Source organism: Nocardiopsis sp. NPDC057823 (assembly GCF_042797335.1).
Taxonomy (GTDB): Bacteria; Actinomycetota; Actinomycetes; order Streptosporangiales; family Streptosporangiaceae; genus Nocardiopsis; species Nocardiopsis changdeensis.
The window spans coordinates 22,484-35,504 of record NZ_JBHVLR010000026.1; the positions used below are offsets into that span (position 1 = coordinate 22,484).

A 13,021-nucleotide genomic window follows, 5' to 3' on the forward strand; every position below is an offset into this window, starting at 1 on the left:
CCTTCCAGGGTCAGGTCGTGGGGGCGTGCCGGTCCATCCACTCGGCCGCCGTGTCGTACAGGAGCTCCGCGCCGGCGTCGATGGTGACGAAGTGCCCGGCGTCGGTGAGGGTCGTCTCGGTGACCTCGGGGCTGGAGGTGAACAGGCCCGGGTACCCCTCGACCCCCTGGCGCAGCACGTCGTGGGCGCCGAAGACCAGGTGGACGGGGACGTCGATCTCGCCGATCAGGTCGAGGTCGTAGAGGATCGCCATGGGCTCGGAGACCATGACCCCGCAGGGGTTGCGGCCCCACAGCCCCTCGATCTCGGCGACGACGGCCGGGTCGGCGTGCGGGCCGAGCCCGCCCTCGGTGAAGTCCTCCAGGGTGGGGTCGAAGTGCACGTAGCCGCGGGGGTCGCCCGGGGACCCGTGCTCCTCGCCGCCCTCCAGGCAGGTGCGGTAGGCGGTGAGGAACCGGCGGTTGGTGTCGTCGGTGATGCCGACGGCCGCCCAGCCGGTGAGCAGCAGGCCGTCGACGCCGCCGAAGGAGACCGCCACGCTCTCGGCGACCAGGGCGCCGCTGGAGTGGCCGCCCATGACGACGGTGTCGAAGGACACCGGGTCGTCGCCCTCGACCCGGTAGTCGCCCGCGCGCAGCTGTTCGACCACTTGGTGGGCGATGTCGGCGTGCGCCCCGCTGCAGCTGGCGAACCCCTCGGGGATGTCGCTGGAGCCGTAGCCGAGGCGGTCGATGGTGACCGAGGCGTGCCCGCGCTCGGCGAGCTCGTTGACGTAGTTGCGGCCCTCGACGTCCAGGCGCCAGATCCACTCGCCGGTGTTGGTGCCGTGGACGAGCAGGGCGACGGCGGGCGCGTCGGCGGCCAGGACCTCCTCGGGGGCGGTCAGGTGTCCCCGGACCGTGTACTCCTCGCCGTCGGCGGAGCACTGGCCGCGGGTGCGGTTGACGTTGTCGACGGTGAACTCGACGGCCAGGTCCACGACGCCGGGCGGGGTCACGGCCGGTTCGCGGGGGGTCCGGTGGGCGGCGGGGTCCGCCGCCGGGGCGGGCCCGGCGGCGGCCGCCGGGCCGGAGGAGGGTTCCGCGGCCGCCGCGCCCGTGGCCGCCGCGGCGGCGAGCAGGAGGGAGGCCGCCAGGGCCGCGGCGCGCAGGCGGCGCCGGGACGTGCGGTGCGGGGGTGCTCCGGTGGTGTTCACCGCTGTTCCTCCAGCCAGTCGGCCAGGGCCGTGCGCAGTTCGGCCGCCCCGGGTTCGAGGACGAGGTAGTGGCCCGCGTCGGCCACCGTGACGGTCTCGGTGTCGGGGGCCCCGGTGAAGAGCCCGGCGTGGTCGGCGACGTCGGACACGCGGGTGTCGGCGTCGGCGAAGGCGAAGAGGACGGGCACCTCGATGCGGTGGAGGTTGCGGGTGTCGGTGGCCAGCGCCTCGACCTGGGTCCCCAGGTCGCCGCAGGGCGTGCGGTCCTGGAGGCCGGCGGCCAGTGCGGCCACCGGGGTCGCGGGGTCGCGGAAGTTGGCCCGGGTGTAGGAGGTGCGGCCGACGTCCACGTAGGTGTATCCGGCCGCGTCCGTGCCGTCGGGGTCGGGCGGTCCGGCCGCGGCCTCGGCGGGCACGCCGCCCTGCATGCAGGAGGCCAGGCCGCCGAAGAAGCGGGCGTTGGCGCGGTCGGTCACGCCGGTGCCGCTCCAGGCCATGAGGGCCAGCGCGTCGGGGGCGGCCGGTCCGTCGAACGAGTAGGCGGTGATCTGGGCGATCTGGGCGCCGCTGTGGTGCCCGGCCAGGACGACGGTGTCGAAGGCGGGGGGCTCGTCGGGCACCCGGTCGGAGCCGCCGCCCTCCCCCAGCGTGTAGTCGCCCGCGCGGACCTGTTCGATGACCTGGGCGGTCATGTCGGCCTGCGACCCCAGGCACATGGCCAGGCCGTCGGGCCGCCCGCCGCCGTAGCCGAGCCGGTCCAGGGTCAGGGAGACGTGGCCCAGCAGCGCCATCTCCTCGGTGTGGTGGTATCCGGGCTCGTCCAGCCGCCAGAACCACTCCCCCGCCGCCTGCCCGTGCTGGTAGACGGTGACGGCGGGGTCGTCCTGCTCCAGCGCGTCGGCGGGGCCGGTGAGGTGGCCCCGGAGGGTGTACTCCTCGCCGTCGCTGTTGCAGGGCAGCCGCGATCCGTTGCGGTTGGCGACGGTGAAGCTCACCGGGACGTCGACGATGTCCGCGGCGGCCATGCGCTCGGCGGTGGCCTGCGCGCGCTCCCGGGCGGTGGGCTCGGGCGCCGCGGACGGCCCGTCCTCCCCCGACGGGAGCAGGACCAGCGCGGCGGCGGCCACGGCGGCGACCGCGCCCGCGGCGATGAGGGTGTTCCTAGTCCCGGGCACGGGCCACCTCCGCGGTCTCTCGGGCGGGTGCGGCACCGTGTCCGGGTGCCGGGGTCTGCGCGGGCCCCTCGGGGTCCCGCCGGTCGGCGGCGGCGCGGCCGGGTTCGGCCGCGTTCTCGCCCAGGGTGGCGTCGAAGAAGCGGTGGAACCGGCGCAGCGGGCCGGGCGCCCACCAGGTGGCGGCACCGGTCATGCGCAGGACCGAGGGCACCAGGAGGCAGCGCACGACGGTGGCGTCGGCGATGACGGCCAGGGCGACGCCCCAGCCGAGCATCATCGTGTTGGTCACCCGGGAGGCGCCGATGACGATGAGGACGACCGCCAGGGCGACCGCGGCGGCGGTGATGATGCCGCCGGTGCGCCGGAGTCCGAGTTCGACGGCCGTGCGGTGGTCGCCGGTGCGGTCGTACTCCTCGCGCATCCGGGACAGCAGGAAGACCCCGTAGTCCATCGACAGCCCGAAGGCGATGCAGAACATGAGGACGGGCAGGGCCGTGTCGATGAACCCCGTCGGGGTGAACCCGAGCAGTCCGGAGAGGTTGCCGTCCTGGAACACCCAGACGACGGCGCCGAACATGGCGGTCAGGCTGAGCGCGTTGAACAGCACCGACAGCAGGGGCAGCAGGACGCTGCCGGTGAGCAGGTAGACCAGGACCAGCATGGCGGCGACGACCACGGCCAGGGTGGCCGGGACGCGCTCGGCGATGGCCGCCTGGGCGTCCACGACCGCGGCGGCCTGGCCGGTGACCGAGACCTCCAGGGGCGTGTCGACCGCGCGGATGTCGCGGACCAGGTTCTGGCTCTCCAGGGAGATGTCCTCGACCTCCGCGTCCGGGATGACCTGGATGTAGGCCAGGTCCTCGGACTCGCGCAGGGCGTCCACGGGGGTGCGCTCGCGCAGGTGGCCGCCGTCGGTGTGGACGCCCAGCGGGGAGCGGACCTCCTGGACGTGGTCCAGGCGCGAGAGCGCGGCGGCGTAGTCGTCCAGCAGCCCGGTGTCGGTGTCCTGCGGGGCCTGGTGGACGAGCACGTCGACGGCGCCGGTGGCGGTGGAGCCGAAGTCCGTGCGGATGGTGTCCATGACCTCGCGCGACTCGACCCCGGCGGGCAGCTGGCGGTCGTCGGCCATGCCGAACTCCACCCGCAGGAAGGGCAGCCCGACCGCGACGAGCACGGCCAGGGCGGTCAGGGCGAAGACGGGTGCCCGCCCCATGACCGCGCGGGTCAGCCGGCCCCAGCGCCGGTCGGCCGCCTCCTCCGGGGGCGGGGCCGAGCCCCGGCGCAGCAGGCGGCGCGGGTCCAGCGCGTTGACGCGCGGGCCCAGCAGGGTGAGCACGGCCGGCAGCACGACCAGGGAGGTCAGGGCGGCCAGCAGCACCACGGTCACGCCGGAGTAGGCGAAGGACCGCAGGAAGTACAGGGGGAAGAACAGCATCCCGGCCAGGGCGGCCGAGATGGCCAGGGCCGAGAAGACGACCGTGCGCCCCGCCGTGCGGACGGTGGTGAGCGTGGCCTGTGCCGGCGTGGCGCCGGTCGCGAGCTCGGCCCGGAAGCGGCGGACCATGAGCAGGGCGTAGTCGATGGACAGGCCCAGGCCGAGCGCGATGGTGAGGTTCTGGGCGAACACCGACACGTCGGTGAACCCGGCGATCGCCCACAGCACCGCGTTGGTGCCGATGATGGACACCACCCCGACCAGCAGGGGCAGGGACGCCGAGACGACGCTGCCGAAGACCCACACGAGGATGAGCAGCGTCAGGGGCAGCGCGATCACCTCCGAGCGGACCAGGTCCTCGGCGATGGTGGTCTCGATGTCGTTGAGGACGGCGGTCTGCCCGCCGACGCCGACGGTGAGGGGCCCGTGGTCGCCGCCGTAGCGTTCGGCGAGGTCGGCCACGGCCGCGCCCGCCTCGGCCTCGGTGCCGGATACGTGCGCGGCGATGAGCGCGCGGGTGCCGTCGTCGGACTTCAGCTCGTCGGAGCCGGTCTGCCAGTAGGAGGTGACCCCGGCGACGCCGTCCTCGTAGGCCAGTCCCTCGGCCAGTCCCAGGGCGCGGGCGGCGGCCTCGCGGTCGTCCACCCCGTCCTCGGCGGTCACCAGGAGGATCAGGTTGGGCCTGCTGTCGGGGAAGTGCTCCTCCAGGATCTCGGCGGCCCGGGCCGATTCCGAGGAGGGGTCCTCGGTGCCCTGGCCCGCCCGGAGGCGGTCGGCGACACCGGAGCCCAGGACCACCGCGCCGATCACCGCGAGGAGCGCGGCCGCCAGGACCCACCAGGGCCTGCGCGTGGTGAGCCGGGTCAGTGCGTCGAGCATCGTGTCACCCCCGTTCGTCGTTCGCGGGCGGAACCGCCGATGGCGGCCGGAATCCTCCGGCCGCCATCCCGGGTGCCGTCGCCGCCACAATACTGTATAAACATGCGACGATCATCAACCTAAACGATAGGGTTCACATATCATTTACCTGAGGGACCGCTCGGCACCGGGCAGCAGGACCCCGCCCAGGAACACCCCCGGCCTCCAGTCGGCGTCCAGCGCGGCGACCGCGGAGACGACCGCGTCCGGCCGGACGTGGACCACCCACCCGGTCCCGGCTCCGGCTCCCCCGGTCGGGCGGGCGACGTCGTGGTCGCCCTCCGGCTCGGCCGGGGCGGAGGTGAGCAGCAGCACGTCCACGTCGTCGGGGACCTGCTCGCGCAGCGCGGCCGCCGCCTCCCGGACGCGCTCCGCGGGACCGCCGCCCACCAGCAGCGCGTGCCGCCCGGAGGCGAGGTACGCGTGCAGGCTCGTGGCGTCGGTCCCCCGGACCGGGGTCATGGGGGCGTCGCCGATGCGCCGCCCGGGCAGGGCGCCGCCCACCGCGTCGCGGGCCCGCCATCCGGCGGGGGGCGCCGTGACGGCGGGGCTCTCCGACAGGTCCGGGGAGATCTGCGCCAGCTGCGGCACCAGGCGCTTCTCCAGCAGCCCCGAGGCCGACAGGGTCCGCATCAGCGTGTCGCGCACCAGCCGGGCCAGCGGAGACCGCGCCATCCAGGTGCGGGTCTGCTGGTCGGCGCTGCGCACCACCGCCTTGGCGGTCGGACGGCGCTCCAGCGGGTAGCTGTCCAGCAGCTCCTCCGGCGCGCCCCGCAGCACCGCGGCGAGCTTCCAGGCCAGGTCGAACCCGTCCTGGATGCCCGTGTTGAGGCCCTGGCCGCCGGCCGGGCTGTGCAGGTGGGCGGCGTCCCCGGCGATGAGGACCCGGCCGCGGCGGAACTCGCGGGCCACCCGGGCGTGCACCCGGAAGCGGCTGCGCCACCACACGGTGTCCACGCGCAGGCCCCGCGGGCCGCGCTCGGCCAGCAGGCGGGCGATCAGCGCGTCGTCGGGCGGGGCGGTCTCCCCGTCCGGGGCGATGTCGAAGAACACCCGGTGCCCGCCGCCGGGCAGCGGCACCACCACGAGCACCCCGTCGGGGGTGAGGTGGTACTGGGCCTCCCGGGCCGGGGCCGGGCCGCTCACGACACCGTCCGCCAGCAGGAACACGCGGTCGTAGGTGTCGCCCTCGAAGGCCACCCCCAGGGACTCGCGGACCGTGCTGCGGCTGCCGTCGGCGGCCACGACCCAGGGGACGGCCACCTCCTCCGCCGCCTGCGGGTCGCCCTCGGGGCCCAGGGTGACGCGGACCCCGTCCCCGGCCGGCTCCACCGAGTGGACCCGGGTGGACCACTCGACGGAGCCGCCCAGGGCGAGCAGGCGGTCGTACAGGGCCTGCTCCACCCCGGGCTGGGGCAGGCAGATCGGTCCGGGGAAGGCCGTGTCGGCCAGCCCGCCGAAGCGGACCCCGCCGATGCGCCTGCCGGCGGAGAAGTAGGACGCCGACTCCAGCGGCAGGGAGCGGCCGACCACCTCGCGGTCCACACCCAGGCGGCGCAGGACCTCCAGGGCCCCGCTCCACAGGATGAGGGCCTTGGGCTCCTCGGCCACCCCCGCCCGGCGCTCGACCACGCGGCAGGGCACACCGTTCTGCAGCAGGGTGCAGGCGGCGGCCAGCCCCGTGGGGCCGGCGCCGACCACGAGCACCGGGGGGTGCGGGTCGGGGGTGCTCACCGCGCCCCCTCGGCCTTCGCCGGGGCCCCCGAGACCTTCAGGACCGAGGTGATCTCCTCGACCGCCTGGGCGTTGTCCTGGAAGCGGACGGTCGCCATGCCCAGCTCGGCGGCGGGCTTGAGGTTGTCCTCCAGGTCGTCCACGAACAGGCACCGGTCCGGGGTCAGGCCGAGCCGGGCCAGGAGGCGCTCGTAGATCTCGGTGTCGGGCTTGCGCACGCCCTCGTGCGCGGAGTTCACCACGACCTCGAACAGCTCGTCGGCGGGCACGGTCGCCCGCCACAGGTCCTCCCACTCCACGACGTTGTTGGTGAGCAGGGCCAGCCGGTAGCCGTCCATGCTCAGGCCGCGCAGGAAGTCGGCGAACTCGTGGTTGCCGGTGCGTCCGGCGAACCACAGCTCGCCGAAGGTGCGGTCCTCGGGCAAGGCCCATCCCCCCTCGGGCAGTTCGGCGGTGATGGAGGCGACCATCTCCGCCTCGGTGATGGCCCCGACCTCCAGCAGCGCCATGGGGTCGGCGCCGACCTTGGCCGCGGCGGCGCCCATCGCCGTGAGGATGGCGTCGGCGCTCAGGCCGGCCGTCCGGGCGAAGTGCTCCAGGGTCTCGTGGAGCGGGTTGGTGAGGACGCCGCCGTAGTCGCACACGACGGCCTCGATGCGGTTCACACCCACTGGGCCACCTCGATCCGGAACGAGCTGTTGGTGGTGCCCTGCTGGTTGACCCGGACGTCCACGCCGACGACCGGGCCGAACCGCTCGTCGGAGCGGAAGGGGGCCAGGTCGGCCTCCACCGTGGTGGGCAGGTCGTTCTCGCAGAAGGAGGAGAAGGACGCGTCCACCGAGACCGGGACCAGGGTCGCCGGGTCCAGGCCCGCGGAGCGGGCCACGGCGGCCACCGCCACCTGGCGGGCGGCCTCGATCAGGAGGTTGCCGGGCAGGTGGTCCAGCGGGTGGTCGAACAGGTGCGGGTGGTCGTGGTCGGGGACCACGGTGGCCCGCCAGCCCTCGTCGCCGCGCTGGACCGGGTCGGTGATGACGACGTTGCGCGGGTCGCGGCGGCCCACCACGGCGGGCGGGGCCGGGACCGCGCGGGGCGCCGCCGCGTCGCTCCAGTCCAGGGCGTCCCGGCCCTTGGTGCGCAGCGCCTGGTAGGCGGGGCGGCCCACGAAGATGAGCGCTCCGGTGGCCTTGGCGACCTCGGTCCCGTTGATGAGGACGTCGGCGCGGAAGTCGTAGCCGCGCAGCTTGCCCGCCTGGTTGCGGTAGACGTCGGCCTCGGTGCGGATCAGGGCGCGGCCCGGCTCGGGCCCCTGGCGCAGGCCGTCGAGGTCGCCGATGTGCAGCGACATGCGGTGCATGATGAACGCCCGGTCCAGGGGGACGTCCAGGTGCCGGTGCGAGATGAGCACCCCGGTCTGCCGGCAGGCCTCCAGGATCAGCGGGAGGTCGTAGGTGGGCGTCTCCAGCATGACGTGCCCGCGGGGCAGCTGGGCGGCGACGTCGAACGAGTTCTCGCCGGTCTGCCGGGAGTCGGTGACGAAGACCTCCGAGACGGCGTTGCGGTGGACCAGCCCCCGGGGGACGGTCGCGTCGTAGTCGAGTTCCCTGGGCTCCCCGAAGTCGGGGTCCAGGTGGACCAGGTCCCGGTCGGCGGTGTCGGCCGTCGCGGTGGCCTGCGGCCCGGTGGTCGTGCGGTTCATGTCTTCCCTTTCGTTCACGTCCCCCTCGGCGGGCGTTCCGCCGAGAGGACACGGGGTTCGGAACGGTGAGGAGGGCGACCCCTGTGGCGGAGGCGGACGGGGAACGGTCCGCCTCCGCCACGGCACCGAGTATCCGGAGGCGACCTGAAGGCGGCCTGGAGCACGACCTGAAGGCCCACCGTGAAAAAAATTCACTTCTGACTTCGCACAAGGCGTCCACATGGGAAAATGCGCGTGCAATTGATCATTTCGCCCGATCATCTGTGTTTTGTGATGATCGACACAGGAGATGGCTTCGGGGCCTGTGGTCCACGTTCCCGCCTGCGAAGGGCCGCCCCGTGATGGCTCAGGGAGACTTATCCGTCACTTACAGGTACAGGTCACGTGCTTATGATCGGCTCACCGCACACGCGCGGCGGGCAACTCGCCGCCGCGGAGCGGTACTCCGGCCCCCTTCGGAGCAAGGCCTCCGCCACCGACGCCGGAGAGCACCGAACGGGAACGGAGTGCACGAGAAGCTGGAGACGGGTAACGCAAGAATCGCCGGAAGGGCTCCGGAATGATCAGAACCACGCAGGCGGCACCGACGACCGTTTCCGTCCTGGGAGAACTGGAGGTCGTCGGAGAGCACGGTCCCCTGCCCCTGGGCGCCCCCCGACAACGCGCCGTGTTCGCGGCACTCGCGCTCAACGCCGAGCGTGCCGTGACCACCCAGCGCATCATCACGATGGTGTGGGGTCCGAGCCACCCGACCCACGCCGTCAACCTGGTCCACAAGTACGTTTCCGGACTGCGCCGCGCCCTCGCCGCCCTGCCCCCGCACAGGAGGGTCGCCATCGAGAGCGGTCCCTCGGGCTACCGGCTCGTGCCCCAGGCCGGCCAGATGGACCTGGCCCTGTTCCAGACCTGGATCCAGACCGCGCGCGCGATGCGCGACGACGGCGAGGAGGTGCGGGCCGCCGAGCTGTTCGGCCGCGCCCTGGCCCTGTGGCGGGGCCCCTTCCTGGGCGAGCTGTCCGGCCCCGCGTTCGACGACGAGCGGGAGTTCATGGAGACCGTCCGGCTGGTGGTGCTCGAGGAGTACGCCGCCGTCGGCCTCCGGACCGGCCGCCGGGCCGAGGTGATGGGACCGCTGCGCGACGCGCTGCGGCATCACCCGCTGGAGGAGAACCTGGCCCGGCTCCTCATCCTGGCCCTGTACGAGGAGGGCCGTACGGCCGAGGCCGTCCGCGTGTACCAGGTGCTGGCCACGCGGATGCTGGGGGAGCTCAACGTTCCGCCCCGCCCCGAGCTGCACGACCTCTACCAGGCCATCCGCAGGCACCGGCCGATCGCCGGCGCACGGCGCCTGCAGAACGCCCCCTGATCCGCGTACGGCCGGGCCCGCCGGGAGGATTCGCCCCCCGGCGGGCCCGGTCCCGACTCAGACCCCCGCGGGCACGCGGCCGCCGTCGGCCCGCGCCGGGGCCGCGGGCTCCTCGCCGCCGCCCTCGGAGATGCCGATGCGGTCGTGCAGCCACCGCAGCGGCCGCGGCAGCCACCAGTTCACCCCGCCCAGCAGGCGCATCGCGGCCGGGACCATGACCGCGCGGACCAGGGTCGCGTCCACGAACACGGCGATCGCCAGGCCGATGCCGATGATCTTCAGGAACAGCAGGCCCGAGGTGCCCATCGCCAGGAGCACCACCACGAGCAGGACCGCCGCGCTGGTGATGATCCGCCCCGTGTGCTGGAGCCCCGCCGCCACCGAGCGGGTGTTGTCCCCGGTGCGCAGGAACTCCTCGCGGACCCGGCTCAGCAGGAACAGCTCGTAGTCCATGGCCAGGCCGAACGCCACGATGGTGATGAGCACCAGGTAGGTGGGGTCGATCGTGCCGACCGGCTCGAACCCGAGCAGGCCGGCGAAGCCGCCCTCCTGGAAGCCCCAGACCACCACGCCCAGCGAGGCGCCCAGGGACAGCGCGCCCATCAGGACCGCCTTGAGGGGCAGGACGACCGACCCGAAGGCCAGGAAGAGCAGGAACAGGGTGGCGCCCGCGATGAACGCCACGGTGACCGGGGCCGACTCCACGATCGCGGCCACGTTGTCCTGCTGCATCGCCGCGACGCCCCCCACCAGGGTCTCCTCGGCCCCCTCCGGGGCGGGCTCGGCGCGGACGTCGGCGACCAGGCCCTTGACCTCGTCGGAGTCGGTCGCGCCCTGGTAGGCGACCAGGACGTGGGCGACGCCCTCGCCGGTGCGCTCCACCCGGGCCAGGGCGACCTCCGGCAGGCCCTCCAGGCGTTCGGCGTACTCCTCCAGCGCCTCCTCGGAGGGGTCGCCGACCACCGCCACGTGCAGCCGGCCCAGGCCGCCCGCCGGGAAGTCCTCGGCGACCGTCTCGGTGGCGATCCGGCTGCCCGCGTCCTCGGGCAGGTAGCGCTGGTCGGTGGTGCCCAACCGCGCGAAGGCCAGGCCGGAACCGAAGACCACCAGGACGCTGAGGACCGCGACCAGGGACACCGCCGGGCCGCGCATCACGGTGCGGGCCAGGCGGGTCCAGCCGCCCTCCTGGAGGGTCCCGGTGACGGTGCGGCGGGGCAGCGGCAGCCGGAGCCGGTCGATGCGCCGGCCCACCACCGACAGCAGGGCCGGGAGGAACACCAGGGCCGCCAGCAGGTCGAACAGGACCACGGCGATGCCGCCGAAGCCGATGGACTTCAGGATCGGCTGGGGGAAGAACAGCAGGCCCGCGAAGGCGATGCCCACGGTGACCCCGGAGAAGGCGACCGTGCGCCCCGCGGTGTCGACGGTGCGGCCGACCGCGGCGGCCGCCCCCCGGCCCCGGTCCAGCTCCTCGCGGAACCGGCTGACCATGAACAGGCCGTAGTCGATGGCCAGGCCCAGGCCGAGGATGGTGGCGACGTTGACCGCGAACACCGAGACGTCGGTGACGTGGGTGAGGGCGCGCAGCACCGTGAGGGAGCCGAGGATGGCCAGGCCGCCCACCGCCAGGGGGACCGCGCCCGCGATGAGGCCGCCGAAGATCAGCACCAGCAGGAACAGCAGCAGGGGCATGGTGATGAGCTCGGCGCGGACGATGTCGGACTCGGCGGTCTCGGAGAGCTCGTGCTCGACCGCGATGGGACCGCCCAGGTGGGTCTCCAGCGGGCCCGACTCCAGGTGCCCGGCCGCGGCCTCGTACTGCTCCAGGCGCTCGGTGTGGCTCTCCCCGGTGAGGGTGACGGGGATGTAGGTCGCGTGCATGTCCTCGGAGACGAGCATGCCGCGCTCGGTGTCGGACAGGTCCTCGTCGAGGTAGGTGTCGAAGTCGGCGACGACGTCCTCGGGCATGCCGTCGGCGAGGCGCTGGACGGCCGCGGCGAAGGTGGGGTTGTCGACCTTGATCTCGTCGCTGCGGTAGACGGCGACGATGTCGACGTCGTCGTGGCCCAGCTCGCCCTCGAGGAGGTCCATGGCCCGCGAGGACTCGGCGCCGGGGTCCTCGAAGCCGCTCTCGCTGACGTCGGAGAAGACGCCCGAGCCCCAGACCGCGGCGAAGGCCGCGAAGAGGGCGGTGGCGACCAGCACCGCCCACCGGAAGCGGTGGACGCCGAGCCCGAGACGACCGAAAAGCCCCGTGTGCGTTGGCATGAGCAGCCCTTTCGGCAAACGGCCTTCATGTCGGTTAACGGCGTTCACTAAAGCGTGCAGGCATTACGATGTCAATATCACCGACGAACGACCACAAACCGGGGTGTACCGCATCAGATGACGAAACCGCAGCTGGAGCAGGGTGAGCGGGTGCCGAGTCGGCGGGAGCGTGTGCGCGAGGCCACACTCGCCGAGATCAAGGGCATCGCCCGCAGCCACCTCGTCGAGCACGGGGCCGCGGGGGTGTCCCTGCGCGCGATCGCCCGCGAGATGGGGATGACCGCGCCGGGGCTGTACCGCTACGTGTCGGGCATCGACTCGCTGCTGGTGCTCATCACCGCGGACATGTTCGACGAGCTGGCGGCCGCGGTGGCCGCGGCCGACGCCAGCGTTCCGGCCGGGGACACCGACCGGCGGATCATCACCTCGCTCCGGGCGTTCCGGCGGTGGGCGCTGGAGCACCGGGCGGAGTTCGCCGCCATGTTCGGGCCGCGCGCCCGGCTGGAGCCCGGGGTGGACCTGACGCCGGCGGTGGAGGCGGGCAAGCGGTTCGGGGCGACCTTCTTCACCCTGTTCGAGCGGCTGGTCCGCGAGGAGAGGTTCGAGCTGCCCGACGGGCGGTCGATCACGCCGGAGCTGGAGCGGGAGCTGCGGTCCTTCGCGGATTTGTGCGGGTTCGGGGACTCGCGCACGCCGGTGGAGGCGGTGATGGTGCTCAGCTCGTGCTGGGTGCGGCTGTACGGGGTGGTGTGCATGGAGATCTTCCAGCACCTGGATTTCGTGATGCGGGACATGGAACCACTTTTCGAGTCCGAGCTTCAGAACGTACTGACAGGCCTGGGCGTTCGGTACGAATCACCCGAAAGCAGCAACACGGTTACCATGGGTAAGTCCGATTAAGCCCCATACTTAGAGGTCTGTGGCACTTGCCGGATTCGCCCCGGGTGGATCCGGTCCTGGCCGGCGCGCCATGGCATGAGAGCGAGGACCGACCCCGTGGAGAACCGACCCGGCGATGAGCGCTTCCGCCCGTCCACCGGCACCCCCTGGGTCCCCGGCACCACCGTCCACGCGTCCCCGCGGAACACACCCCCGGCACCCGATCACCGGAACGCCCCCGCCCCGGGCACCGCGGACCCGGCCACCCCCCAAGGAGCCCCCGCCCCGGGCACCCCGCCGCACACCACGGCCCCAGGCGACCCTCAGGGCACACCTTCCTCCGGGCACACCC

General features: G+C 73.5%; 9 protein-coding genes. 2 read left to right on the forward strand and 7 right to left on the reverse strand.

The genetic code is table 11. The annotated features are described in order from the left end of the window. Positions 1-10 precede the first annotated feature (10 nt). From ACFVNO_RS28745 to ACFVNO_RS28770, 6 genes are all read right to left on the reverse strand, one after another. On the reverse strand, positions 11-1,195 hold the full coding sequence (locus tag ACFVNO_RS28745; protein ID WP_378897238.1) for an alpha/beta hydrolase: 1,185 nt from the start codon (positions 1,193-1,195) through the stop codon (positions 11-13). Further along, on the reverse strand, positions 1,192-2,370 hold the full coding sequence (locus tag ACFVNO_RS28750; RefSeq protein WP_378897241.1) for a hypothetical protein: 1,179 nt from the start codon (positions 2,368-2,370) through the stop codon (positions 1,192-1,194). The genes ACFVNO_RS28745 and ACFVNO_RS28750 overlap by 4 nt, the downstream gene beginning before the upstream one ends. Further along, entirely contained in the window at positions 2,357-4,684 is a 2,328-nt protein-coding gene (locus ACFVNO_RS28755; protein WP_355266079.1) for an MMPL family transporter, read from the reverse strand. Before ACFVNO_RS28755 ends, ACFVNO_RS28750 begins: the two co-directional genes overlap by 14 nt. 144 nt (positions 4,685-4,828) lie before the next feature. Beyond that, the gene (locus ACFVNO_RS28760) at positions 4,829-6,457 is read right to left on the reverse strand and encodes an FAD-dependent monooxygenase (RefSeq protein WP_378897244.1); all 1,629 of its coding nucleotides are present in this window, start codon (positions 6,455-6,457) and stop codon (positions 4,829-4,831) included. Further along, positions 6,454-7,122 carry an HAD family phosphatase gene (locus tag ACFVNO_RS28765; RefSeq protein ID WP_355266085.1) on the reverse strand — a complete coding sequence of 223 codons (669 nt, stop codon included), beginning with the start codon at positions 7,120-7,122 and terminating at the stop codon, positions 6,454-6,456. Before ACFVNO_RS28765 ends, ACFVNO_RS28760 begins: the two co-directional genes overlap by 4 nt. Then, positions 7,119-8,156, reverse strand: a complete 1,038-nt coding sequence (locus ACFVNO_RS28770) for a ScbA/BarX family gamma-butyrolactone biosynthesis protein (protein WP_355266088.1) — start codon at positions 8,154-8,156, stop codon at positions 7,119-7,121. The genes ACFVNO_RS28765 and ACFVNO_RS28770 overlap by 4 nt, the downstream gene beginning before the upstream one ends. A 559-nt stretch (positions 8,157-8,715) precedes the next feature. On the opposite strand from ACFVNO_RS28770, the gene ACFVNO_RS28775 reads away from it, so the two are divergent. Next, positions 8,716-9,522, forward strand: a complete 807-nt coding sequence (locus ACFVNO_RS28775; protein ID WP_378897249.1) for a BTAD domain-containing putative transcriptional regulator — start codon at positions 8,716-8,718, stop codon at positions 9,520-9,522. A 57-nt stretch (positions 9,523-9,579) separates the two neighbouring features. On the opposite strand, the gene ACFVNO_RS28780 is transcribed toward ACFVNO_RS28775, so the two are convergent. Beyond that, positions 9,580-11,790 (reverse strand): MMPL family transporter, encoded by a 2,211-nt coding sequence (locus ACFVNO_RS28780; protein WP_378897252.1) that lies wholly within the window; start codon positions 11,788-11,790, stop codon positions 9,580-9,582. Positions 11,791-11,907: 117 nt separating this feature from the next. Here ACFVNO_RS28780 and ACFVNO_RS28785 point away from each other — a divergent pair, with 117 nt between their 5' ends. Then, positions 11,908-12,690 carry a TetR/AcrR family transcriptional regulator gene (locus ACFVNO_RS28785; protein ID WP_355266097.1) on the forward strand — a complete coding sequence of 261 codons (783 nt, stop codon included), beginning with the start codon at positions 11,908-11,910 and terminating at the stop codon, positions 12,688-12,690. Positions 12,691-13,021: the final 331 nt, after the last annotated feature.